Below are 25,361 nucleotides of genomic sequence, written 5' to 3' on the forward strand. Positions count from 1 at the left end.
TTTTCATGATCGGGACCAGGGACATGTCGTATCGCGTTTTCATCAGCCTTTTTGCGCTGCTCATCAGCAGTGCCGCCTTTGCCCAGGGACCGGCGCCGGCGATTTCCTATACCCGCGACATTCAACCGATCTTCACGCAAAAGTGCGTGGCCTGCCACGCCTGCTACGACTCCGCCTGCCAGCTCAACCTGGGCAGTGGCGAAGGCGCAGCGCGGGGCGCGACCAAGATCCCGGTGTACGCCGGCGACCGTAGCAAGGCTGCGAACCCGACGCGGCTTTATTATGACGCGTTCGGCAAGGCGGCCTGGCAACACAAGGACTTCTACTCGGTACTGGATGCCCAGGGCAGCCAGGCCGCGCTGATGGCGCGCATGCTCGAACTGGGCCATCAGACTCCGTTGCAACCCAACGCCAAGCTGCCGCAAGAGATCGTCCTGGGCCTGAACCGGGCCAACATGTGCCCGCAGCCAGGGGAGTTCGACGCCTATGCCAAACAGCACCCCAAGGAGGGCATGCCGCTGGCGGTGACCGGCCTGACCACGGCGCAGTACCAGACCCTGCAGCGCTGGCTGGCGTCCGGGGCGCCCATCGATGAACAAGGCCTGGCTCCCAGCGCCCAGGAAGCACTGCAGATCGTGCAGTGGGAAAATCTGCTCAACGCTCCCGGCGCCCGGGAAAGCCTGGTGGCGCGCTGGCTGTATGAGCACTTGTTCCTGGCCCACCTGTACTTCAAGGATGGCGAGCAGGGTCACTTCTTCCAGTGGGTGCGTTCGCGCACGCCCACCGGCCAGCCGATCGACCTGATCAACAGCCGGCGGCCCAACGATGACCCGGGGACCCAGGTGTATTACCGCCTGTGGCCAGTGCAAGGGGTGATCGTGCACAAGACCCACATCACCTATCCCTTGAGCCCGGGGAAAATGGCCCGGATCAAGAGCCTGTTCTACAGCGGCAACTGGCAGGTCGACGCCTTGCCCGGCTATGGTCCGGAACGCCGTGCCAACCCGTTCGAGACCTTCCAGGCGATTCCGGCCCAGGCCCGCTACCAGTTCATGCTCGATAACGCCGAGTACTTTGTGCGCACTTTCATTCGTGGGCCGGTGTGCCGCGGACAGATCGCCACCGATGTGATCCGTGACCATTTCTGGGCCATGTTCCAGGCGCCGGAACATGACCTGTATATCGTCGACCCGAACTACCGCGGCCAGGCCACGCCGTTGCTGGCGATGCCCGGGCAGAACGACGACGTCGGCAGTGTGCTGAGCCTGTGGCACGCCTACCGCGACAAGCGCAACGAGTACGAAACCCTGCGCCAGGATGCCTACGCCGATGCCCCGGCGCCGAGTTGGTCGTCCTTGTGGGCGGGTAACGACAACGCCTTGCTGAGCATCTTTCGCCACTTCGACAGTGCCTCGGTGACCAAGGGCCTGATCGGCGACGTACCGCAGACCCTGTGGCTGTTCGACTTCCCGTTGCTGGAGCGCACCTATTACCAGTTGGCGGTAAATTTCGACGTGTTCGGCAACGTGTCCCACCAGGCCCAGACCCGCCTGTATTTCGACCTGATCAGGAATGGCGCCGAGCAGAATTTCCTGCGCTTGATGCCCGCCGACTCCCGCGACGATTACCTCGACGATTGGTACCAGAACAGCGGCAAGTTCAAGATGTGGATGGATTACGCCAGCATCGACAACGACACGCCGACCGCGCTCAAGCTTGCGCCGAAAGACCCCAAACGCGACTTCGTCCAGCAGTTGCTGGCCCGTAATGGCGACCTCAACGCCCGGCCGGATCCGATCAACCGCTGCAGTGGCGCCTACTGTTCCCGGCCGAACATCGACCCGGCCCTGCAGAATGCCGAGCAAACCCTGAGCCGCCTGACGTCACGCCCGGCGGCTGGGTTGAAGGTGATCGAGCAGATGCCGGAAGCGACCATGCTGCGCATCGAAACCAGCGATGGCAAACGTGAGGTCTACAGCCTGCTGCGCAACCGCGCCCACAGCAACGTGGCGTTCATGCTCGGCGAGTCGCTGCGTTATCAGCCCGGATTGGACACCATGACCTTGTATCCGGGGGTGCTCAGCAGCTATCCGAACTTCATGTTCAACATCCCGGCCGACGAAGTGCCGGAATTCGTCGAAGACATGGAGAACGCCAAGGACGCCCAGCGTTTTGAACGAATCGTCGGGCGCTGGGGTATTCGCCGCAGCCACCCGCAGTTCTGGGTGTATTTCCACGATTTGAGCCAGTACCTCCATGAGACCGACCCGGTGGAAGAGGGCGTGCTGGACATGAACCGCTACGAGAACCTCTGACCCAAACCTGCTGCAGGAGTTGGCAAGCCGGCTCCTGCAGCAGCTGTTTCCGACAGGGCTTTATCCCGACAAAAATACTGGGACTTTGTCCGGCGCCATGATTGGCGTAAACTGCGCCCAAGCCTGCGAGGAATTTCCATGACCGCCATTACCATTACCGACGCCGCCCACGATTATCTGGCTGATCTGCTCTCCAAGCAGAACACCCCGGGGATCGGCATTCGGGTCTTTATCACCCAGCCTGGCACCCAGTACGCCGAAACCTGCATTGCCTACTGCAAGCCGGGCGAAGAAAAACCTGAAGACACCGCACTGGGGCTCAAAAGCTTCACCGCCTACATCGACTCGTTCAGCGAGGCCTTCCTCGACGACGCCGTGGTCGACTACGCCACCGACCGCATGGGCGGCCAACTGACCATCAAGGCGCCGAACGCCAAAGTACCGATGGTCAACGCCGACAGTCCGATCAACGAGCGCATCAACTACTACCTGCAAACCGAAATCAACCCGGGGCTGGCCAGCCACGGCGGTCAGGTCAGCCTGATCGACGTCGTGGACGACGGCATTGCCGTGTTGAAGTTCGGTGGCGGCTGCCAGGGCTGCGGCCAGGCGGACGTGACCTTGCGCGAAGGCATCGAGCGCACCCTGCTGGAGCGCGTTCCCGAGCTCAAGGGCGTGCGCGACGTGACCGACCACACGCAGAAAGAAAACGCCTACTACTAAGGTGTTCGCTGCGAGATGAAAAAACGGCGCCCGTGAGCGCTACTGCCGATCAGTTAAGAAGAAACGAGCACCTATGTGGGAGCGAGCTTGCTCGCGATGAACTTGAAAGCGCCGCGTGTTTATCTATTTACGCGTTATCGTTCACGTCCATCGCGAGCAAGCTCGCTCCTACAATGGGCAGCGTCGCTTAACTGATCGGCATTAGCCCGTGAGCGCCGTTTTTTTATGGCCAACCCTTGTGGAACCTGTAGCAGCTGCCGAGCCCGCGAGGCTGCGTTCGGCTGCGAAGCAGCCGCCAAGGACCCGCACCAACCTGGCGAGGACTGCGTCCTCGAACGCAGCCTCGCCAGCTCGGCAGCTGCTACAAACCCTTCAGGGCCGGTACAGATGCGCGTGCCCGGCCCGGTACAGCGACGACTCGCTGAAGGTGTCCGCTGCCAGCACCCGGCCCACCAGGATCAGCGCCGTGCGTCGGAATCCCTTGGCCTGGACCTTGTCGACGATGTCGTCGAGGGTGCCCAGGACCCAGTCCTGATCCGGCCAACTGGCCTTGTGCACCACGGCAATGGGGCAGTCGGCGCCGTAGTGGGGCAGCAGTTCGGCGACGATTTTCGCCAGGTGGTTGATCCCCAGGTGAATCGCCATGGTCGTGCCATGCCGGGCCAGGCTGGCGAACTCCTCACCGGCCGGCATCGTGGTTTTATCGGCGTAGCGGGTCAGGATCACGCTTTGCGCGATGTCCGGCAGGGTCAGTTCGACCCCCAGCAACGCCGCACAGGCCGCCGTGGCCGTGACGCCGGGGATGATTTCGAAGGGGATGCCCAGCGCGCGCAGATGGCGGATCTGCTCGCCAATCGCCCCGTACAGGCTCGGGTCTCCGGAATGCACGCGTGCCACGTCGTGACCCTGGGCGTGGGCTTGGCTGATCAACTCGATGATCTGTTCCAGGTGCAGTTCGGCACTGTTGACCACCTGGTGCGCCCGGTGCCCCTGGAGCACTGCTTCAGGCACCAGTGAGCCGGCGTAGATGATCACCGGGCAGCTGTGAATCAGCCGTTGGCCCTTGACGGTGATCAGTTCCGGGTCGCCGGGACCTGCGCCGATGAAGTAGACGGTCATGGCCGGCTCCTGTGAAAAAAACGACAAGGCAGGGCTTCAGATGAAGTTTGCTCATGATCGAAAGGGTGGATTATCGGGATTTTACGAAGCGCAGGCCAATGCAAAGGTGGCCTGGGCGTATTTCTGCCGGCAAATCAGCAGGGTTGCCGGGGCCTGGGCCAGTTGTTCGGCCAGGGCCAGGGCGGCGCTTTCGGCCACGCCATAACAACCGGTGCGTTCGAAGGCGATCTGCGATTGGTGGCTGAGGCGGGCTTGATACTGGGCCAGTTGTTCGCTGCTGAAGTACATCAGCGGCAGTCCCAGTTGGGCGGCCAGTTCAAGCAGTCCAGGCTCCTCGCGCTTGAGGTCGATGCTGGCCAGGGCCTTGATCGAGTGCAGGTCGATCTGGTTCGCCTGCAGGGCCTGATCAAGTAACGCGCGCAGCGTGCTCGCTGGGCAGCCACGCTGGCAGCCCAGGCCGACCACCAGGGTCGGCGCTGCGCGGGTGTCACTCATGCAGGCAACTGGTCTGCGCTTTTGCGGCGGAACAACCAGGCGCTGAGCACGCCCAGGGCCAGCCAGAAAGCCACGTTGGTCAGTTGCGAAGCGATTTTGAACTGCGTTTCCAGTTCTTCCGGCGCCAGCATCGAATGCACGGTCGGTTGGGGCGCGCCGATCACATGGGGTACCGCCAGGATCGCAACGCCCAGCAGCTTGAGCAGCCAGTTGCGGCCGAACGCGATCAGGGCAATGCCGGCGGCGGTCGAGGCCGCCGTACCGATCCACCACATCTGCCGTTGGCCCAGGTCGGCCGCGGCGGTGCCCGGCAACTCGGGTGGCAGGCCGAGGGTCGGTGCCAGGACGAAGGTGGCATAACCGGCCAGGCCCCAGAGCAGGCCCTGGGAAGTGCGGGTCGGCGCGCGCAGGGTGTAGAGGCCGGCCAGCATCAGGGCAAAACCGACGGCCACCACCAGGTTGCCGCCCGTGGTCGATAGCACACGCTGCCAGCCGTCTTCCGGTTCCCAGGCTTCGCCGTCATGGCTGTGGGCCGCGGTGCCGGCGGCGTGTTCATGGACTTCTGCTGCCGCGGGTGCGGACTGTTCGTAAGTCTCGGCCTGCAGAATCAGCGGGGCGACCCAGAAACTCTGCAACAGCGTCAGCAGCAGGGCGGCCAGCAGCCCACTGAAACCTGCGGTTTGTGCAATACGCTTGATCATCTGGGCAGGTCTCAGTGGCACGGGAAGGCGGCGCTGTGGCGGGTATCGTGGGCGGCGTTATGCACGGCCTCGATATGGGAGAACCCGGCGAAGTACACCAGGCACACACCCAGGATCGATGCGCCGATGGCGGCAACGAGGCGGTGGCCCAGGGTGGTGCTGGCGGTGGCGTGGCGGGTGCTGGTGATGGTCGACATGGCGCTTCCCTCTGGTCAGTCAGGGGTGAAACGTGCGCATGCAAACCTCCGCGAGCCGGGCACGCAGAGACTTGAACAGCGCCCGCCCACCGCGGGTTTGTTAGCTATGTGTTGCGGGCCGGTCTCCGGGCTCACGAGGGGCGGGCTGTGGCCACACCTGCAAGAATCGCCTTCCCATGCCGTACGACTGGCACAGTGGATCTGACTCTTCGCTCGCTTACCGTTGCGGGGGCAGCACCGGACTGACATGGCTTTGCAGTAAAGCACATGATTCACCGGTTTCCCGTTTCACCCTGTGAAGGGCACCCGTAACAAGGTGTGTAGGAGAGCATGGGCGGGGGATTGGCGTCAATTGGCATGGGTTCTCAATTGGGGGTCTGAGTCGCCGCCATCGCGGCATAGGTATCTACACAACTGTGATGCGACGTTGCACCTGTGGAGAGAGAACCTGCTTGGGTCGTGACCTCTGGGCCGACCAGGATGTTGGATCAGGCCGAGTACATATCCATTTCTTCGGTAACGGCCTCCTATGGTTCCGCCTGACGGCGGCTCACTTTTGAACAGCCGGAATGCCGGCCCAGGCAAAAGTAAGCAAAACGCTCTTGCCCCACCACTCGGTGCCTCGCTTAGGCTCGGCATGCCCGTACTCCGACATTGATTTGGGGGGCCGCCGCAATGGGCCCTCCCTGGCCCAGTGCGGCTAAACCGGCGTCCTGCCGGTTTACCCCCCAAATCAATATCGGACTCCGGCCAGCGTGGTTAACGGGGCGCCTAAGATCAAAAACAAAGCGAGGCGGCCTAAAAGCCGACCTGATCGCTAGGGCATGCGCGGTGTAGCTTCTACTTCCTAAGACGCTGACGAAGTCAGCAATCTTTTGATCTGGCTCTGGCTCTGGCTCTGGCTCTGGCTCTGGCTCTGGCTCTGGCTCTGGCTCTGGCTCTGGCTCTGGCTTTTGATCCTGGGCGCCCCGTTAACCACGCTGGCCGAACGCAGGCTTGAATCCGTGGGTAACCCGGCAGGACGCCGGGTTAGCCGCCCCGCGCCATGGATGGCGCGTGGCGGCGGCCCACGGATTCAAGCCTGCGTGAGGGAACACCGAGCCTAAGCGAGGTGCCGAGTGGTGGGGCAAGAGCCTTTTGCTTACTTTTGGGCTCCTCCAAAAGTGAGCCGCTGTAAAAGCGGAACCATAGGAGGCCGTTACCGAAGAAATGGATATGTACTCGGTCTAGTCCAACACCCCAGAGGCCGCCACGGTAGCAAACTCCCTCGCCACAGACCGCTACAAAGTTGTGTAGATACCTATGCCCATCGCGGGCAAACCCGCTGCCACCAGTGTTCCCACTCCCCTGTAGGAGCAAGGCTTGCCCGCGATGGCGGCATTCCTGGCGCCACAGAACACGGCATGAACATTGACCCGCCCCGACGCGATGCGTAGCCTTGCGCCTTCGAGGTTCTTTGGCGCGTGCGCCGAAGCTAAGAAGGGAACGCGGTTGATGCCGCGGCTGCCCCCGCAACTGTGAACGGTGCTGTTTCTGCCAGGCCACTGCACGCTTGATCTCAAGCGGCGGGAAGGCGCAGGAACCGCCAGTCGAAAGACCGGCCCACCGTCAGCCAGGAGACCTGCCTCGATCCAGATTCTCACTACAACCGGGCGGGGTGATCCGGTGGCGAACGCTTTCCGCACGCCTGCGCGTTGTGGCTTCTCGTCCCGTATGCCCGCCACCTTGCCAAAGGGCATCCGATGAAAACACTGGCCAAACTCCCCGTCACCATCGTCACCGGCTTCCTCGGCTCGGGTAAAACCACCTTGCTGCGGCACATGCTCGACAACGCCCAGGGTCGTCGCATTGCGGTGATCGTCAACGAGTTCGGCGAGCTGGGCATCGACGGCGACATCCTCAAGCAGTGCACCATCGGTTGCACCGAAGAAGAAGCTACAGGCCGGGTGTATGAGCTGGCCAACGGCTGCCTGTGCTGCACCGTCCAGGAAGAGTTTTTCCCGGTGATGCGCGAACTGGTGGCCCGTCGCGGCGACCTCGACCACATCCTCATCGAAACCTCCGGCCTGGCCTTGCCCAAGCCACTGGTCCAGGCCTTCCAGTGGCCGGAAATCCGCAGTGCCTGCACAGTCGACGCGGTGATCACCGTGGTCGACAGCCCGGCCGTGGCCGCTGGCACCTTCGCCGCCTTCCCGGACCAGGTCGACGCCCAGCGCAAACTCGACCCGAACCTGGACCACGAGTCACCGCTGCACGAACTGTTCGCCGACCAACTGGCCAGTGCCGACCTGGTAATCCTCAACAAGGCCGACCTGATCAGCCCTGAAGACCTGGCCCGGGTACGCCTGGAAGTTGCCGAGGAGCTGCCGCCAGCGGTCAAGATCATCGAAGCCAGCAGCGGGCGCTTGCCGCTCGACGTGCTGATTGGCCTGGGTGCCGGTTCCGAAGAACACATCGACAGCCGCCACAGCCATCACGATCACCATCACGACGGTGATGATCACGATGACCACGATCACGACGCCTTTGACTCGATCTCCATCGAACTGCCGCAAGCCGACGAAAGCCTGCTGCTCGATGCCTTGACCCAACTGGTGGTCCAGCACGACATCCTGCGGGTCAAGGGTTTCGCCGCGATCCCGAACAAGCCCATGCGCTTGCTGATCCAGGGCGTGGGCACGCGCTTCGACAAGCATTTCGACCGGCAGTGGGGCGCGGACGAAGCACGTACCACACGCCTGGTGCTGATCGGCCAGGCGCTGGATGCGTCCTTGCTCGAAGCGCAACTGCGCGCCGCGCTCAGCGTCTGACCCATGCACCTGCTCAGGACCCAGCCCGGCGGTTTTGTTGCCGACGACAACATTGCCGACCTCGGGCAAACCCCCGCCGACCTGGTGATCCTGTGCAGTGGCGACTCCAGCCTGGCACTGTTGGCCGAAGTGGCCCAGCAACTGCCGGATGACTACCCGAGTCTGCGCCTGGCCAACCCGATGCAGGTGCAGAACCATGCGTCGGTCGACCTCTACGTCGACCAGGTGCTGCGCCATGCCAAGGTCATCCTGATTTCGCTGCACGGTGGCATCAGCTATTGGCGCTACGGCGTCGAGCGTCTGGTGGAGCTGTCCAAGCGCGGGGTGCAACTGATCCTGGTGCCGGGCGATGACCGTCCCGATCCGGAGCTCAGCGACCTGAGTACGGTGCCGGTGCAGGACCGCGAGCGGCTGTGGCACTTCCTGCGCCAGGGCGGCAAAAGCAATGCCCTGGACCTGTACCGCTGCCTGGCCAGTCGCTGGCTCGGGCGCGACTACCCGTGGGCCGAACCGCAAGCCCTGCCGCGTACCGCGATCTATCACCCGCGGCACAGCCAGCCCGACCTGGCCACCTGGCAAACCGACTGGCAGGCCGGGCAGCCGGTGGCGGCAGTGCTGTTCTACCGTTCCCATTTGCAGGCGGCCAACACCGCCTTCATCGATATTTTCTGCCAGCGCTTGCAGGCGGCGGGGCTCAACCCGTTGCCGATTGCCCTGGCCAGCCTGAAAGAGCCCGGTTGCCTGGCGGTGGTCGAGGACTGGCTGGATCAAGTCCTGGCCTCGGTGATTCTCAATACCACCGGGTTTGCCCAATCCAGCCCGGAAGCGCCGCACCTGCGGCCGTTTCGCCGCAACATCCCGGTGATCCAGGCGATCTGCGCCCAGGACAACGAGCCGGGCTGGCGCGCCAGCGAACAGGGCCTGGGGCCGCGGGACCTGGCGATGCACATTGCCTTGCCGGAACTGGACGGGCGCATCATCAGCCGTCCCATCAGCTTCAAGGACCTGGCCTGGCGCAGCGAGCGCAGCCAGTGCGACGTGGTCTGCTACCGGGCGCAACCGGAGCGCATGGATTTTGTCGCCGAACTGGCGCGCCGCTGGAGCGAACTGGCGCGGGTGGAGAATGGGCAAAAACGCGTGGCGTTGATTCTCGCCAACTACCCAACCCGTGACGGCCGCATCGGCAATGGCGTTGGCCTGGACACCCCGGCCGCGGCCTTGAACATCCTGCGGGCGCTGCAGGCCGAAGGTTATCCGCTGCCTGGCGAGCTGCCGGACAGCGGCACCGAGCTGATCCGCCAACTGCTCGGCGGGGTCAGCAACGACCTGGACAGCATCGACCAGCGTCCCTGCCAGCAAAGCCTGGCGCTGGATGACTATCACGCGCTGTTCGACGCCTTGCCCGCAGCCAATCGCGCTGCGGTGCTGGCGCGTTGGGGCGCGCCGCAGGACGACCCGATGTTCCGCGGCGGGCGCATGATGATCGCCGGGCTGCGCTTTGGCCTGACCTTCGTCGGCATCCAGCCGGCGCGGGGTTATCAGGTCGACCCGAGCGCGGTCTATCACGACCCCGACCTGGTGCCGCCCCACGGTTACCTGGCGTTCTATTTCTGGCTGCGCCAGGTCTACGGCGCCCATGCACTGGTTCACGTGGGCAAGCACGGCAACCTTGAATGGCTACCGGGCAAGGGCGTCGGCCTGTCTGAGAGTTGCTGGCCGGATGCGCTGCTGGGGCCGCTGCCGAACATCTATCCGTTTATCGTCAATGACCCGGGAGAGGGCGCCCAGGCCAAGCGCCGGACCCAGGCGGTGATCATCGATCACCTGATGCCACCGCTGACCCGCGCCGAAACCTACGGCCCGCTGCGCAACCTCGAGTTGCTGGCGGACGAGTACTACGAAGCCCAGTTGCTCGACCCACGGCGCGCCCGTGAGCTACAGCGGGAGATTCTCGAACTGGTGCGCGAAACCCACATCGATCGGGAATTGCAACTGGACGGCAAACTCGACAGCCAGGCCGACGCGGCGATCTGGCTGCCGCGCCTGGACACCTACCTGTGCGACCTCAAGGAGTCGCAGATTCGCGATGGCCTGCATGTGTTCGGCGAATCGCCCAGCGGGCGCCTGCGTATCGACACCTTGCTGGCCCTGTTGCGCATTCCCCGGGGCGACGGGCGGGGCGCGCAGTCGAGCTTGCTGCGGGCCTTGGCCAAGGCGTTCGGCCTGGGCTTTGATCCGCTGGACTGTGAGTTGTCGGCACCGTGGAGCGGCCCCAAGCCGGACGAGTTGCAGGGTCTCGGCGAGGACGCCTGGCGCACTGCCGGTGACACCCGCGAGCGCCTTGAGCTGTTTGCCGCGCAGTTGATCGAGCAGGCAGTCACCCCGCTTGCGCCGCAGCCGTTCCCCCGTGGGAGCGAGCCTGCTCGCGAAGCGATTGACCCCAGCGGCTTGCTCCCTCAGGACCCATGCTGGGCTGAAGTCAACGCGATCATCGGCCACCTGCGCGAAGTCGTCGCACCGCGCCTGGATGCCTGTGGCCCGGCGGAAATGCGCGGTTTGCTCGACGCCCTGGCCGGGCGGTTTGTCCCGGCCGGCCCGAGTGGCGCGCCAAGTCGCGGGCGTCTCGACGTGCTGCCCACCGGCCGTAACTTCTACTCGGTGGACGTGCGTAACCTGCCGACCACCACCGCCTGGCGCATCGGTTTCCAGTCGGCCAATCTGATCCTCGAACGCCACCTGCAGGACCACGGCGATCACTTGCGTCAGCTCGGCCTGTCGGTATGGGGCACGGCCACCATGCGCACCGGCGGCGACGACATCGCCCAGGCCATGGCATTGATGGGCGTGCGTCCGGTCTGGGCCACGGGCAGCCAGCGGGTCGACGATTTCGAAATCCTGCCGCTGAGCCTGCTGGACCGCCCGCGAGTGGACGTGACCTTGCGTGTTTCGGGGTTCTTTCGCGATGCCTTCGCCAACCTGATACGCCTGTTCGATGCCGCGGTGCAAGCCGTGGCTGCACTGGATGAACCGGATGACATGAACCCGCTGGCGGCCAAGGTCCGTGAGGAGCGTCAAGCCTTGCAGCACGCGGGGCTCGATAGCGACGCGGCGGCGCGCCAGGCCGGTTGGCGGATCTTCGGTGCCAAGCCGGGCGCCTATGGGGCGGGCGTGCAGGGCGCCATCGATGGCCGCTTGTGGCAAAGCCGCGAAGATCTGGCCGAGGTCTACCTGAACTGGGGCGGCTATGCCTACGGCGGCGCCGACGAGGGTACTGCCGCGCGCAGCCAGTTCGCCCAGCGCTTGGGCCAAGTCCAGGCGGTGTTGCAGAACCAGGACAACCGCGAGCACGACTTGCTCGATTCCAACGACTATTACCAGTTCCAGGGCGGCATGCTGGCCGCCGTGGAAACCCTCAGCGGTGCAGCGGCGGCGAGTTATCACGGCGATCACAGCCAGCCGGACCTGCCGAAGATCCGCACGCTGAAGGAAGAGCTGAACCGGGTCATCCGTTCCCGTGCCGCCAATCCGAAGTGGATCGAAGGGGTCAAACGCCATGGCTACAAAGGTGCTTTCGAACTGGCGGCGACCGTGGACAACCTGTTTGCCTTCGACGCCACCACGCAGTTGATCGACGATCACCAGTACGCTTTGCTGGCCGACGCCTACCTGCTGGACCCCTCGACCCGCGAGTTCGTGCGCCAGCATAATCCCCATGCACTGCGCGACATGACCGAGCGCCTGCTCGAAGCGCAACAGCGCGGGCTGTGGCAAGCGCCTGGTGAGTACCGTGAGGCGCTGGAGCATTTGCTGCTGGATATTGAAGAAGATTCTTGAACCCATGTGCGATCGTTTCGCTGGCAAGCCAGCTCCCACAGGATCTACGCGGACTTGGGGGAGCTGGCTTGCCAGCGAAAGCGCTGTGACAGACAACCGTTGTAGTCGAGACCTGAGATGACCGACACCCCCCATTTCCCGCTGTCCGCCGTGGTCGGCGCCGACGCCCTGAAGCTGGCGCTGTGCCTGAGCGCCATCGACCCGAAAATCGGCGGGGTGCTGATCGAAGGGCCGCGCGGCATGGCCAAGTCGACCCTGGCCCGTGGCCTGGCCGACCTGCTGGCCAGCGGGCAGTTCGTCACCTTGCCCCTGGGCGCAACCGAAGAACGCCTGGTCGGCACCCTGGACCTGGATGCGGCATTGAGCGAGGGTCGCGCGCAGTTTTCCCCTGGGGTCCTGGCCAAGGCCGACGGTGGGGTGCTGTACGTCGATGAAGTCAATCTGCTGCCCGATCACCTGGTGGACCTGCTGCTCGACGTGGCAGCCAGTGGCACCAACCTGATCGAGCGCGATGGCATTTCCCACCGTCATCCGGCGCGGTTTGTGCTGATCGGCACCATGAACCCGGAAGAGGGCGAGCTACGTCCGCAACTGCTCGATCGCTTTGGCCTGAATGTCGCACTCAGTGGTCACACTGCGCCGCTGGAGCGCGGGCAGATCATCCGCCGCCGCCTGGATTTCGACAGCGATCCGCAGGCGTTCTGTGCGCAGTGGGAAGCAGCCCAGTTGGCCCTGCGTGAACGTTGTCAGCAAGCGCGCCGGCTGCTGAGTGAGATCGCCCTCGACGATCAGGCGCTGGCACAGATTACCGAACGCTGTTTCGCCGCCGGGGTCGATGGCTTGCGCGCTGACCTGGTGTGGCTGCGTGCTGCCCGCGCCCATGCCGCGTGGCGCGGGGCAACGGCGATCGAGGACGGCGATATCGAGGCAGTCGCTGAGTTTGCCTTGCGCCATCGCCGTCGCCAGGCTCCGCCGCCCGCTTCGGACCCACAACCAGCGCCCCCGGCGTCTGCCCCGCAATCACCTGGCGTCGATTCAGGCCAGGGCCAGTGGGGCGAAATGCCGGCCCAGGCGCTGCCCACCGGTGCGCGCCGAGAAGTGCCGAGCTGGCCAAAAAAGCCCTAGGCATCCGCCCGCGCTGTGATGCGGGGGCGGATGCCAGGCCCCGGGCGGGGCGCTTGCACAATGGCCGGCAGGGGCCACGGCGGTCCGCTGGCAGCGGGTCGGTGGATTGGCCGGGGACGCTGCTCAAGGGCCGGCCGCGCAGTCGCGACGCGCTGCTGTTCCATTGGCGCAGCCGTGCGCCTCACGAACTGTGGCTGGTGATTGTCGATGCCTCGGCCTCGACTCGCCGGCATCAGGCGCTGGGGGATGCCAAGGGGCTGTTGGCGCAGGTGTTCGACGACGCCTACCGGCAACGTGCGCGCCTGGCCTTGCTTACCGTCAGCGGCCTGGCACCGAGTTGGCAGGTCCAGGGTTTAAAGGCTTCCGGCAGTCTGCGCGATTGGCTTGAGGGGTTGGGGGCCGGGGGAGGTACGCCGTTGCTGGCGGCCCTTGGCGAAGCGGGGCAGTGGTTGGTTCGGCGGCAAAAGCGCTTTCCGGCGGAAGTTCAGCGTGTGTTGTTGGTGACTGATGGTCGTCTCAAGGCTTGGCCGAACCTGGTGGCGTTTGGTTGTCCGAGTTTGTTGGTGGATATTGAGCGTGGTCCGATTCGCCTGGGTCGGGCTCGGGATCTGGCTCGGGAGTTGGGGGCTGAGTATCGGCATATTGATGATCTTGGGGTGGCTTGACGGGGCTGTGTGACCACTCATCCCCAATCCTCACCGCCCTTCAACTCGCCATCGCCAGCCGCCTGGTGACTTCACGCAGCAAATGTATAACGATCCTTGCCGCTGTGTTTGGCCAGGTACAGTGCTTCGTCGGCTTTTCTCAGTGCCTGGTTCAACGAGTCGCTGTCGGCCACTCGGGTCAGGCCGATGCTGACGGTCACCGGGTACTCGCTCGGATCCTCGCGCACCACCCGGCATAGGCGTGCGGCCAGGTCTTCGACGTCGTCACGGCGGACTCCGGACAAGTAAACCGCAAATTCCTCGCCCCCCAGGCGCGCATATTCGTAATCGGCCATGACCGCCTTGATGGCGGCTGCGATGCGTTTGAGCACCTGGTCGCCAATGTCGTGCCCGTAGGTATCGTTGATCCTCTTGAAATTGTCGATATCGACCATCGCCAGGTAATGGTCGTGCTCACGCGGGTGCGCTCTCAGCTGCCGGGTGGCGGTGGTCATGAACGAGCGGCGATTGGGGATTTCAGTCAGCGTGTCGAGGTAGGCCTGGTCCAGCAGCAGCTTCGCCATGATGTAGGCATAGAGCCTGGCCTGGCGCAGTTTCAAGAAGCTGTAGAGGGTCAGGGCGCTGAGGAACACCGAGTAGCAGGCGGTCATCGTGCCCCTGAGGCCGAACAATTCTATGTCGGTGTTGTAGAAGGGGTTGAGCATCAGCCAGGTGATCAGCAGCGCGGCGTAGAACGAGCCGCGGCTCAACGGCAGTACCGAGGCGCTGTAGAGGATGCTGGAGGCGGCCAGCACCAGCCAGGCTGGCTGCAAGCTCACGGGCAAGCCGTGGATGACCATGCGGATACCCAGGGTCATGACCAGCACGAACAGCACATTGAGCCGATCAAAGTGCCGGGCCTTGTGGGTGAACCCGAGGATGATCGCGAGGATCGAGAGGGCCCCCAGGAACAGTGGTGAAAGGTAGGTAAAGCGTTGCCCGCCCAGGAAGCTGACGATCAGGTCGAAGACCAGCCAGATCACGATGCTGGCGATGTAGATCAACAGGCAGAAACGTTGTTGCCGCTCGAAGTGATACTGCGCAAATTCCCGTTGCAAGGCTGCCGGGGCAGCTTTTTTCAGCACTTCATCTTCAATGGTCTTGAACATCGCTCGCCTTGTTTCCCTGGAATACCCGGACGCACACGGATGTCGGCTGAAGCATGAATAAAAGCAGGCCAACGAGGTGTTGTCCAATGGCTCACCGGACCTGCTGGCGGGTGAACAAATACGCAGGGATTTTCCGGGTGGGCTGTGGCACACTTTTGGCCATCTGTTCCGCTATTTCATATTTTATTCCGCTATAGCGGAATTATCCGCCACTTCCCAAGCAGGAGATCCACCATGAGCATCACTCGTTTTGGCACCGGCAGTACCGCCGGCGGCGGTCAGCCGCGTCCTTTCGCCCGCGCCGTGGAAGCCGACGGCTGGCTGCATGTGTCCGGACAGGTGCCGGCGGTGGATGGCGAAATCATTGTTGGCGGGATTGTCGAGCAGACTCACCAGACGCTGCGCAACCTGGTGGCGATTCTCGAAGAAGCCGGGTATGGCCTCGAGGACGTGGTGCGCACTGGTGTCTGGCTGGCGGACCCGCGGGATTTCTGGAGCTTCAACAAGGTCTTCTCCGAGTACTTCAGCCCGGAACACGCGCCGGCCCGGGCCTGTGTGCAAGCGAACATGATGGTCGACTGCAAGGTCGAGATCGATTGCGTCGCGTACAAGAAAAAAGCCTGAAGCCCGGGGAGGCCGCAACCATGAGTGACGACACTATCAAGCGTCGGGCCCGCGGGTTGGACCGGGCGTTCGATATTCTCGACTTCCTCAAGGAAATCGGCGAGCCGCTGCGTCCCAACGATATCGCCAACGGCATCGGCAGCCCGAAGTCCACCGTCTATGAACTGGTGGCGGCCCTGCTGGAGCGGCGGATCCTGCAGCCGGTGGGCAAGGACGGGCATGTGTACCTGGGCCGCCAGCTGTACTTCCTGGGGCAGGCGCACTTGCGTCATTTCGACCTCACCCGCGAGGCCAGGCAGGCCCTGCAGGAGATTGTCAGCCAGACCGGCGAAACCGCGCAGATGTGCCTGCTCAACGGGCGCAAATACACGGTGGCGCTGATGCAGGAAGGCCAGCGGCATTTTCGTATTTCCTCGGATATCGGCGAGAACGCGCCGATCCCCTGGACCGCGTCCGGGCGCCTGCTGCTGGCGCACCTGAGCGACCAGCAGATTGTCGAGCTGATTGCCGCCGAGGACTTCATCCTGCCTGACGGCCAGCCACTGCCGTTGGCGCTTTTCCTGGCGCAGATTCGCCAGGCCGGGGTCGATGGGTTCTTCTCCTTCGACAGCGTGGCCGACACCTTCACCCACTGTTTTGCCGCCCCGGTAAAAGACCCGGATGGGGTGGCCATTGCCACCTTGTGCATCGTCGCCCCAAGGGCCGACGCCATTAACAACTACGACGCCTACCGTCGGGTGCTGATCGACAGCGCCAACCGCATGGCCCGGCGCCTCAACGAATAACCCTGGCCGCTGCCGGCCGTGCAAGGAGTGAAAGCATGTCTTCTACGTTGAATATCGCTGCCGTGGAAAAAGGCGCTGCGCCGGTGGGTGCGCACCTGGTGCGCGACGTCAGCTTGCCGGCGCTGGTGCTGCACCGCGCAGCGCTTGAGCACAACATCACCTGGATGCAGCAGTTCGTTGCTGCCAGCGGCGCGCAACTGGCGCCCCACGGCAAGACCAGCATGACCCCGGCCCTGTTCCGTCGCCAACTGGCGGCCGGTGCCTGGGGCATTACCCTGGCCACCGCCGTGCAGACCCGAGCCGCCTACGCCCACGGCGTGCGTCGGGTGTTGATGGCCAACCAGTTGGTCGGCACGCCGAACATGGCGCTGATTGCCGAACTGTTGGCCGACCCGGACTTTGATTTCCACTGCATGGTCGACCACCCGGACAACGTCGCCGACCTCGGCGGGTTTTTTGCCGCACGTGGCCAGCGCTTGAACGTAATGATCGAGTACGGCGTGGTCGGCGGCCGTTGTGGTTGCCGCAGCGAAGCCGAAGTGCTGGCGCTGGCGGCGGCAATCGAGGCCCATCCGGGCCTGGCCTTGACCGGCATTGAAGGTTACGAAGGGGTGATCCACGGTGAGCAGGCGGTCAGTGGCATTCGTCAGTTCGCCGCCTCCCTGGTGCGCCTGGCCGTGCAGTTGCAAGGCAGCGGGGCGTTCGCCATCGAGCGACCGATCGTCACGGCATCGGGGTCGGCCTGGTACGACCTGGTCGCCGAATCCTTCGCGGCGCAGAACGCGGCGGGGCGTTTCCTCAGTGTGTTGCGCCCAGGCAGTTATGTGGCTCACGACCATGGCATCTACAAAGAGGCGCAATGCTGCGTGCTGGATCGCCGTAGCGACCTGCACGAAGGTCTGCGCCCGGCACTGGAAGTCTGGGCCCACGTGCAGTCGTTGCCGGAACCGGGCTTTGCGGTGATTGCCCTGGGCAAGCGCGACGTGGCCTATGACGCCGGCTTGCCGGTGCCGTTGCGCCGCTACCCAGCCGGTGTGATACCGGTGGTGGGTGATGACGTGGCGGCGTGCAAGGTTACGGCGGTGATGGACCAGCACGCCTTCATGACGGTGGCCCCGGGCATTGAATTGCGGGTCGGCGACATCATTTCGTTCGGCACTTCGCACCCGTGCCTGACGTTCGATAAATGGCGCACTGGGTTGTTGGTGGATGAGCAGTTGCGGGTGATTGAAAGCATGCAAACCTGTTTCTAGACCCGCAAACGAGTTGCTGCCTTCGCGGGCAAGCCCACACCAAAAGCTCAGGATTCCCCAGGATAATGAAAACCTTCAGCGGCCCCAATCCACCACGCATTGCCCTGATCGGCGAGTGCATGATCGAGCTGCAACAGCGCGCCGACGGGGGCGTTGATTCCCAGGGTCTGAGGCCGGGCTCAGTCGCGGTAGAACACTTGCACCAGGTGATAGCCGAACTTGCTCTTGATTGGCCCGTGGACCACGCGCAATGGCTTCTTGAAAATCACCGCATCGATGGCGCCGACCATTTGCCCGGGCCGTACTTCGCCGAGGTCGCCGCCGCGCTTGCCGGACGGGCAGGTAGAGTATTTCTTGGCCAGCACATCGAACGCCTCGCCCTTGGCGATACGTTGCTTGAGCTGTTCGGCCTCATCGGCGGTTTTCACCAGAATATGGCGGGCTTGAGCTTTCATTCGGACAGTTACCCTGGAACGGTGGTGGCGGCGGGGCGCGATTATGCCTGATATCCGCCTGCGGGGCGGATCATCTGGCGAATCTTGCCGGCCAGTTGCTCGATGGTAAACGGCTTGGCCAGCAGGTCCATGCCCTCGTCGAGGAAGCCCTGGCGTTCGGCGGCCTGTTGCGCATAACCGGTCATGAACAGCACTTTCAGCTCGGGGCGATGCTGGCGGGCGATCTCCGCCAGTTGCCGGCCATTCATCCCGGGCAGGCCGACGTCGGTCACCAGCAGATCGATGCGCAACTCCGATTCCAGCAAGGGCAACGCGCTGTGGGCATCTTCGGCGGCCTGGGTGTTGTAGCCCAGTTCCGTGAGCACGTTGAGCACCAGCAGGCGCACCGCCGGATCGTCCTCCACCAGCACCACCGACTCACCGGCGACCGCGAAGGCGCCGCCCAGGTTCGGCGTGGGCACCGCCGCCAGCGCCGGGCTGTGCAGGCGCGGCAGGTACAAGCGCACGCAGGTGCCCTCGCCGGGTTCGCTGCTGAGGGTGGCGTGGCCGCCGGATTGCTGGGCAAAACCGTAGATCATCGACAAGCCCAGGCCGGTGCCCTGGCCAATGGGCTTGGTGGTGAAAAAGGGGTCGAAGGCCTTGGCCAGGACGCGTGGACTCATGCCTGAGCCATTGTCGCGCACGCCGAGCATTACGTAGTCGCCCGCCTTGACCGGTTCCAGGGTGCTGATGTCGCTGCCGTCGAGGTAGCTATTGGCGGTTTCAATCAGTAATTCACCGCCGTCGGGCATGGCATCGCGGGCGTTGATCACCAGGTTGAGCAGGGCATTTTCCAACTGCCCGGCGTCGGTATTGACCGGCCACACGCCGGGGGCCAGATCGAACTTCAATTCGATCTGTTCACCCTTGGTCCGGCGGATCAACTCTTCGAGCGAGCGCACCAGGCTGTTGGGGTCCAGCGGTTGGCGATCCAGCGATTGCCGGCGGGAGAAGGCCAGCAGGCGGTGGGTCAGGGCGGCGGCACGATTGGCCGAGGCCACGGCCGCCTCGGCGAAGCGCCCGATGTCCTCGGTACGGCCATCGTCGATGTAGCGCTGGATCAGGTCCAGGCTGCCGATGATGCCGGTCAGCATATTGTTGAAGTCATGGGCGATGCCACCTGTGAGCTGTCCCACCGCTTCCATCTTCTGCGCATGGCGCAAGGCATCCTCGGCCCGTTCGCGCTCGAACATTTCGTTCTGCAGGCGCTGGTTGACCTCGGCCAGCGCCTGGGTGCGCGCGGCTACCCGTTCCTCCAGGGTCTCATTGAGGTTGCGCAGGGCTTCCTCGGTCTGTTTGCGCTCGGTTTCGTCGATCACGAAAATGTAGAAACCATTCACCGAGCCATCCGGGCCGAAGCGCGGCAGGTACTTCATCAGCGCGTACCGCGGGCGGCCGTCGCGGTGCGGGGAGTAGGCCTCGAAGCTGCAGGCCTTGCCGGCCAGCGCCGCCTGGATATGCTCCAGCCGCGTGGCATACATGTCCGCGCCGAGAATCTCGAGGATGGATTTGCCGTACAGCTCCTGCGGGGTCATGCCGTACCAGTCGAGGTAGGCGCTGTTGTTCAGGCGAAAGCGTTGCTCGTGGTCGACATAGCCGATCAGCACCGGCATCGCGTTGATGATCAGTTGCAGTTCGGTCTGGCTTTGGCGTAGCGCCTGTTCGGTGTGCTTGCGCTCGGTCAGGTCGAGGGCGGCGCCGAGAAAGCGGATCGGCCGGCCGTGGTGATCCTTGTAGCAGCGGCCCCGGGCAAACACCCAGCGCACCTCGCCATTGGCCTGCAGCAGACGGTATTCCTCGGCGTATTCGCCGGCGTGGCTGATGCAGTGCTTGATGCTGCGCGTGACCATGGCCCGGTCTTCCGGGTGTACGCCGTGCAGGTACTCGCTGATGGGCAACTGGCTGGCGCGGCTCGGGTCGACGCCGTGCAACTGGGCGAAATGGGCATCGGCGAGAAACCGGTCGCTGCCGATATCCCAGTCCCAGGTGCCGACCGACTCGGTGGCGGCGAGGGCCAGTTGCAGGCGCTGCTCGCTGTCTTGCTGGGCCTTGAGGCTGGCGTCCGAGCGTTGCTTGAGCTCCAGGGCGATGCGCCGGCGTTCGTTGGTTTCGATGGCGGTGACCAGGATCCCGGCCACCAGCCCATGTTCGTCGCGTATCGGGCTGTAGGTCAGGTCCAGCCAGAATTCCTGTTCCTGGCCCTCGCGTTGCAGGCTGAACCGTTGCTCGCTGTAGGAGCGCACCTGGCCCTGCAGCACCGCGTGGTAGATCGGGGTGGTGAAATCTTCGAGCTCCGGCCACGTCAGGTGCGTTGGCTGGCCGAACGCCTCGGGGTGTTTGTTACCGGCCAGCAGGGCGAAGCCGTCGTTGTAGATCTGCGCCAGTTGCGGGCCCCAGAGCAGGAGCATGGGCATTGGCGAGTGAATCACGATGTCCACCGCGGTGCGCAGGCTCTGTGGCCACTGGCTGGCAGCCCCCAGCGGGCTTTGTGTCCAGTCGAGGCGGGCAATCAGGGCCTGGGCGTCGCCGCCGTTGGGGGAGTGATTCATCGCGGATTCCTGCGTCCTGTCATCGGGCATGTCGAGGATGTAGACGCCTGGCGGCCGGAAAAGTCTCGCCGCTGCCCGATTTCATTGCGACCAGCACTACTCCTGCAATTCCGGGCGTTGGCGAAATTGCTCCAGGGCCTCTGGATTGGCCAGGGCGTCGGTGTTTTTCACCGGCCGGCCGTGCACCACATTGCGCACCGCCAACTCGACCACCTTACCGCTGATGGTGCGCGGGATGTCGCTGACCGCGAGGATTTTTGCCGGCACATGACGCGGTGTGGTGTTGGCGCGGATCACCTGGCGAATCTGCTGCTCCAGGGCCTCGTCCAGTACCACGCCGTCGGCCAGGCGCACGAACAGCACCACGCGCACGTCGTCCTGCCACTGTTGGCCGATGGCGACGCAATCCTGCACCTGCGGGACCTTTTCCACCTGGCGGTAGATTTCCGCGGTACCGATGCGCACGCCGCCCGGGTTGAGCACGGCGTCGGAGCGGCCATGGATCATCCAGCTGCCATGGGGCAGTTCTTCGGCGTAGTCGCCCTGGGCCCAGACGCCGGGGAATTGGCTGAAGTAGGAGTCGTGGAGTTTTTCCTGCTGTGGGTCATTCCACAGGCCAATGGGCATGGCCGGAAAGTGCCGGGTGCAGACCAGTTCGCCTTTCTCGCCAATCACCCGCTGGCCGGCGTCGTTCCACACTTCGATGGCCATGCCCAGGCCCTTGCCCTGCATTTCGCTGCGGCGCACCGGCAGCCACGGGTTGCCGGCAACAAAGCAGGAGATGATGTCGGTGCCGCCGGACATCGAGGCCAGGCACAGGTCAGGCTTGATCTGCCGGTAAACGTAGTCGTAGCTGTGGGGCGACAGCGCCGAGCCGGTCGAGAGCAGGGTCTTGAGGCTGCTCAGGTCGTGGCTCAAGCGCGGCTGCAGGCCGTGGCTTTCCAGGGTGGCCAGGTATTTGGGGCTGGTGCCGAAGACGGTGATGCGCTCGTGCTCGATCAGGTCGAGCAAGCGTTGCGGTCCAGGGTGGAAGGGCGAGCCGTCGTACAACACGATGCTGCTGCCCACGGCGAGTGCCGAGACCAGCCAGTTCCACATCATCCAGCCGCAGGTGGTGTAGTAGAACAACCGGTCGGCGGCCCCGAGGTCGACATGCAGGCCGTGTTCCTTGACGTGTTGCAGGAGCACGCCCCCGGTGCTGTGGATGATGCATTTGGGCACGCCGGTGGTGCCACTGGAATAGAGGATGTACAGCGGATGGGCGAAGGGCACGGCGACAAATTCAGGCTCGCCGCCGGGCCGATAAAAGTCCTGCCACAGGCTGACGCTGGCCTGGCTCAGATAGTCCTCGGTACGCGCCTGGGGACGGGCGTACGGCACGATGATCAGGTGTTCCAGGGACGGCAGGCGCTGGAGTATTTCGTTGAGCTTGGGGGTTTGGTCGATGGTCTTGCCAGAATAGTGATAACCGGCACAGGTAATCAGCACCTTGGGTTCGATCTGGCCGAACCGGTCGATCACCCCCTGGGTGCCGAAGTCCGGCGAAGAACAGGACCAGACCGCCCCCAGGCTGGTGGTGGCAAGCATGCCGACCAGGGTTTGCCAGGTGTTGGGCATGCACGCCGCGACCCGGTCGCCAAGGCCGACGCCGGCCGCTTGCAGGCTCTTCTGCAGGCCGGCCACGTGGCTGGCCAGCTCGGCGAAACTCAGCTGTTCGCGCTGGCCATCTTCGCCGATGGCGATCACCGCCACCGCGTCGTCGCGCCGGCGCAACAGGTGTTCGGCAAAATTCAGGGTGGCCCCGGGAAACCACTCGGCGCTGGGCATCTGCCGGCCTTCACGCAACACCGTTTCAGGGAGCTGGTGGAAGGTGATGCCGAAGTAGTCGACGATGGCCTGCCAGAAGTCTTCGCGCTGGTCGATGCTCCACTGGTGCAGGGCCGGGTAGTCGGCGATTGCCAGGGTGTGGCGCTGGTTGCACAGACGTCGGAAGGCTTCCATGCGGGTCTGGGCGATGCGTTCGGGGCTGGGTTGCCAGAGGATTTCGGACATGACTTGCCTCTTGTTTTTAGGGGGGCAGGTGGCGCTGTGCGTGGGTTACTGCGCCAGCCACCCGCCATCGATATTCCACGCCGCGCCACGCACCTGGCTGCCGGCGTCGCTGCAGAGGAACAGCACCAGTTCGCCCAGTTGCGGCGGGGTGACAAATTCCAGCGACGGTTGTTTCTCGGCCAGCAGGTCATGCTGCGCTTGCTGCGGCTCGACACCGGCGGCGGCGCGGTCATCGATCTGCTTCTGCACCAGCGGTGTCAGCACCCAGCCGGGGCAAATGGCGTTGCAGGTGATGTTGCTGGTGGCGGTTTCCAGGCCGACCACCTTGGTCAGGCCGATCACCCCATGCTTGGCGGCGACGTACGCGGCCTTGCCCACTGACCCGACCTGGCCATGCACCGAGGCGATATTGATGATCCGTCCCCAGCCCTTGGCGCGCATGCCCGGCAGGCTCAGGCGGGTGCTGTGGAACACCGAGGACAGGTTGATCGCGATGATCGAGTCCCAGCGTTCCACGGGGAAGTCCTCCACGGCGGACACGTGCTGGATCCCGGCGTTGTTGACCAGGATGTCGATGCCACCGAACTCGCGCTCGGCGTAGGCGAGCATCTCGGCGATTTGCGCCGGATCGCTGACGTCGGCCGGGTGATGGCCGACCTTGCCGCCGAATTGCCCGACGTCGGCGATGACCTGGGAGGCGTCGCCAAAACCATTGAGGACCAGGTTGGCGCCGGCCTTGGCCAGGCTCAGCGCGATGCCCAGGCCGATGCCGCTGGTGGAGCCGGTGACCAGTGCGGTCTTGCCCGATAGAGATGTCATGAATGCCTCACACAATGCCGGTGGCGTAGAAGGTAGCGATAACGACGAAGACCGCCAGGGTCTTGATCAGCGTAATACAGAAAATGTCTTTGTAGGCTTCGCGGTGGGTCAGGCCCGTGACCGCCAGCAGGGTAATCACCGCGCCGTTGTGGGGCAGGGTGTCCATGCCGCCACTGGCCATGGCCGCCACCCGGTGCAGCACTTCCAGGGGGATGTTGGCGGCATGGGCGGCGGCGATGAAGTCGTTGGCCATGGCGGCCAGCGCGATGCTCATGCCGCCCGAGGCGGAACCGGTGATGCCGGCCAGCAGGGTCACGGTAATTGCTTCATTGACCAGCGGGTTGGGGATGCTTTTGAGCCAGTCGGCCAGCACCAGGAAGCCCGGCAGGGAGGCGATGACCGCACCGAAGCCGTATTCCGAGGCGGTGTTCATGGCCGCCAGCAGGGCGCCGCTGACCGCACTCTTGCTGCCTTCGGCGAGCTTGCTGCGAATCGCCTGGAAGCCGAACACCAGCACCATCAGGATGCCTACCAGCAAGGCTGCCTGCACGGCCCAGATGGCGGTGAGCTTGGCGATTTCGGTGGTCACCGGCGCGGTCATGCCGGGCAGGCTGAGGCTGTGGGTCTTGCCGTACCACTGGGGAATCCAGTGGGTGAACAGCAGGTTCATGATGCCCACCGCCAGCAGCGGCGACAGGGCCAGCCAGGGGTTGGGCAGCTTGATATCCTCGGCGGTTTCCGGTTCATTGCGCAGCACGCTGCCATAACCTTCACCGCTGCGCTGGGCCTTGTTGCGCTGGCGCTGGAGAAACAGCATGCCGGCGCAGAACACGAAAATCGTGCCAATTACTCCCAGCCACGGCGCAGCCCAGGCGGTGGTGTTGAAGAAGGTACTGGGGATGATGTTCTGGATTTGCGGGGTGCCCGGCAGGGCATCCATGGTGAACGAGAAAGCGCCGAGGGCGATGGTGGCCGGGATCAGTCGCTTGGGAATGTTGCTCTGCTTGAACATCTCGGCCGCGAAGGGGTACACCGCGAACACCACGACGAACAGCGAGACACCGCCGTAGGTGAGCAAGGCGCAGACCAGCACGATCACCAGCATCGCCTGGCGGGTGCCCAACAGGCGGATGGCGGCGGCCACGATCGAGCGCGAGAAGCCCGACAGCTCGATCAGCTTGCCGAACACTGCACCGAGCAGGAAGACCGGGAAATACAGTTTGATGAAGCCGACCATTTTCTCCATGAACACCCCGGTAAAGGCGGGCGCAACGGCGGAGGGGTCGGTCAGCAGGACGGCGCCAAGGGCGGCAATCGGGGCAAAGAGGATAACGCTATAGCCACGGTAGGCTGCGAGCATCAGCAGCGCGAGGGCTGCCAAGGCAATGATCACACTCATGGTGTGTCTCCTTCGATTGTTATTTTTTTAGGGGGTAAAGCAGGTGTGGAAGGGGCTATAGCGGGTTTTGTGCCAGGTCTTTAAGTTGTTGATTTATAAGGTTTATTTTCTTTGTTGGTAATATTTTTTAATAATTTGTCTCAGTATTGAGATATTTGTCGACGGGGATAACGTCATCGCGGGCAAGCCTCGCTCCTACAGGGGAGGGTAAACGCCTGTAGGGGCAGGGCTTACTCGTGATAGCGCAGTACTTG

19 protein-coding genes and 2 riboswitches are annotated in these 25,361 nt (G+C 63.9%); of the genes, 9 read left to right on the plus strand and 10 right to left on the minus strand.

The window, feature by feature from the left end; translation table 11 throughout:
* Positions 1-23 precede the first annotated feature (23 nt).
* Complete coding sequence (locus QMK50_RS24980) at positions 24-2,315, plus strand: fatty acid cis/trans isomerase (protein WP_320334269.1); 2,292 nt, start codon at positions 24-26, stop codon at positions 2,313-2,315.
* A 138-nt stretch (positions 2,316-2,453) separates the two neighbouring features.
* The gene (nfuA, locus tag QMK50_RS24985; RefSeq protein ID WP_045057579.1) at positions 2,454-3,038 is read left to right on the plus strand and encodes a Fe-S biogenesis protein NfuA; all 585 of its coding nucleotides are present in this window, start codon (positions 2,454-2,456) and stop codon (positions 3,036-3,038) included.
* 372 nt (positions 3,039-3,410) lie between these two features.
* On the opposite strand, the gene cobM is transcribed toward nfuA, so the two are convergent.
* The 4 genes from cobM to QMK50_RS25005 form a co-directional block, all read right to left on the minus strand.
* Positions 3,411-4,157: a precorrin-4 C(11)-methyltransferase gene (gene cobM, locus QMK50_RS24990; protein WP_320334270.1), complete on the minus strand. Its 747-nt coding sequence runs from the start codon at positions 4,155-4,157 to the stop codon at positions 3,411-3,413.
* An 81-nt stretch (positions 4,158-4,238) separates the two neighbouring features.
* Complete coding sequence (locus QMK50_RS24995) at positions 4,239-4,652, minus strand: cobalamin biosynthesis protein (protein ID WP_095170168.1); 414 nt, start codon at positions 4,650-4,652, stop codon at positions 4,239-4,241.
* Entirely contained in the window at positions 4,649-5,353 is a 705-nt protein-coding gene (locus QMK50_RS25000) for a CbtA family protein (RefSeq protein ID WP_320334271.1), read from the minus strand. The genes QMK50_RS24995 and QMK50_RS25000 overlap by 4 nt, the downstream gene beginning before the upstream one ends.
* 11 nt (positions 5,354-5,364) lie before the next feature.
* A complete protein-coding gene (locus QMK50_RS25005; RefSeq protein ID WP_159995202.1) occupies positions 5,365-5,550 on the minus strand; it encodes a CbtB domain-containing protein in 186 nt (61 codons plus the stop codon).
* Positions 5,551-5,648: 98 nt separating this feature from the next.
* Positions 5,649-5,875: riboswitch (cobalamin riboswitch) on the minus strand.
* Between the two features lie 1,107 nt (positions 5,876-6,982).
* Positions 6,983-7,194: riboswitch (cobalamin riboswitch) on the plus strand.
* A 98-nt stretch (positions 7,195-7,292) separates the two neighbouring features.
* Here QMK50_RS25005 and cobW point away from each other — a divergent pair.
* From cobW to QMK50_RS25025, 4 genes are all read left to right on the plus strand, one after another.
* The gene (gene cobW, locus QMK50_RS25010) at positions 7,293-8,360 is read left to right on the plus strand and encodes a cobalamin biosynthesis protein CobW (RefSeq protein WP_320334272.1); all 1,068 of its coding nucleotides are present in this window, start codon (positions 7,293-7,295) and stop codon (positions 8,358-8,360) included.
* 3 nt (positions 8,361-8,363) lie between these two features.
* Complete coding sequence (gene cobN, locus QMK50_RS25015) at positions 8,364-12,194, plus strand: cobaltochelatase subunit CobN (RefSeq protein WP_320334273.1); 3,831 nt, start codon at positions 8,364-8,366, stop codon at positions 12,192-12,194.
* A gap of 117 nt (positions 12,195-12,311) precedes the next feature.
* A complete protein-coding gene (locus QMK50_RS25020; RefSeq protein WP_320334274.1) occupies positions 12,312-13,319 on the plus strand; it encodes an ATP-binding protein in 1,008 nt (335 codons plus the stop codon).
* Positions 13,244-13,984 carry a vWA domain-containing protein gene (locus QMK50_RS25025; RefSeq protein ID WP_320334275.1) on the plus strand — a complete coding sequence of 247 codons (741 nt, stop codon included), beginning with the start codon at positions 13,244-13,246 and terminating at the stop codon, positions 13,982-13,984. The genes QMK50_RS25020 and QMK50_RS25025 overlap by 76 nt, the downstream gene beginning before the upstream one ends.
* A gap of 71 nt (positions 13,985-14,055) precedes the next feature.
* Here the strand turns inward: QMK50_RS25025 and QMK50_RS25030 are convergent, their stop codons facing one another.
* Positions 14,056-15,132 carry a GGDEF domain-containing protein gene (locus tag QMK50_RS25030; RefSeq protein ID WP_320334276.1) on the minus strand — a complete coding sequence of 359 codons (1,077 nt, stop codon included), beginning with the start codon at positions 15,130-15,132 and terminating at the stop codon, positions 14,056-14,058.
* 234 nt (positions 15,133-15,366) lie between these two features.
* Between QMK50_RS25030 and QMK50_RS25035 the strand changes: the two genes are divergently transcribed.
* From QMK50_RS25035 to QMK50_RS25045, 3 genes are read left to right on the plus strand one after another with little or no spacing between them, the layout of a single operon-like run.
* Complete coding sequence (locus QMK50_RS25035) at positions 15,367-15,756, plus strand: RidA family protein (protein ID WP_320334277.1); 390 nt, start codon at positions 15,367-15,369, stop codon at positions 15,754-15,756.
* A 20-nt stretch (positions 15,757-15,776) separates the two neighbouring features.
* Positions 15,777-16,541 (plus strand): IclR family transcriptional regulator, encoded by a 765-nt coding sequence (locus QMK50_RS25040; RefSeq protein ID WP_095170373.1) that lies wholly within the window; start codon positions 15,777-15,779, stop codon positions 16,539-16,541.
* Positions 16,542-16,576: 35 nt separating this feature from the next.
* Positions 16,577-17,794: an amino acid deaminase gene (locus QMK50_RS25045; RefSeq protein WP_320334278.1), complete on the plus strand. Its 1,218-nt coding sequence runs from the start codon at positions 16,577-16,579 to the stop codon at positions 17,792-17,794.
* Positions 17,795-17,973: 179 nt separating this feature from the next.
* Here QMK50_RS25045 and QMK50_RS25050 read toward each other — a convergent pair whose 3' ends face one another.
* From QMK50_RS25050 to QMK50_RS25070, 5 genes are all read right to left on the minus strand, one after another.
* Complete coding sequence (locus tag QMK50_RS25050) at positions 17,974-18,249, minus strand: peptidylprolyl isomerase (protein ID WP_095170376.1); 276 nt, start codon at positions 18,247-18,249, stop codon at positions 17,974-17,976.
* A gap of 41 nt (positions 18,250-18,290) precedes the next feature.
* Entirely contained in the window at positions 18,291-20,837 is a 2,547-nt protein-coding gene (locus QMK50_RS25055) for a PAS domain-containing sensor histidine kinase (protein WP_159995214.1), read from the minus strand.
* A 96-nt stretch (positions 20,838-20,933) separates the two neighbouring features.
* Positions 20,934-22,889: an acetoacetate--CoA ligase gene (locus QMK50_RS25060; protein WP_095170378.1), complete on the minus strand. Its 1,956-nt coding sequence runs from the start codon at positions 22,887-22,889 to the stop codon at positions 20,934-20,936.
* Between the two features lie 45 nt (positions 22,890-22,934).
* Entirely contained in the window at positions 22,935-23,708 is a 774-nt protein-coding gene (locus tag QMK50_RS25065) for a 3-hydroxybutyrate dehydrogenase (protein ID WP_095170379.1), read from the minus strand.
* A gap of 7 nt (positions 23,709-23,715) precedes the next feature.
* Entirely contained in the window at positions 23,716-25,107 is a 1,392-nt protein-coding gene (locus tag QMK50_RS25070) for a GntP family permease (protein ID WP_095170380.1), read from the minus strand.
* Positions 25,108-25,361 lie beyond the last annotated feature (254 nt).

The organism is Pseudomonas sp. P5_152, assembly GCF_033989915.1.
Taxonomy (GTDB): Bacteria; Pseudomonadota; Gammaproteobacteria; order Pseudomonadales; family Pseudomonadaceae; genus Aquipseudomonas.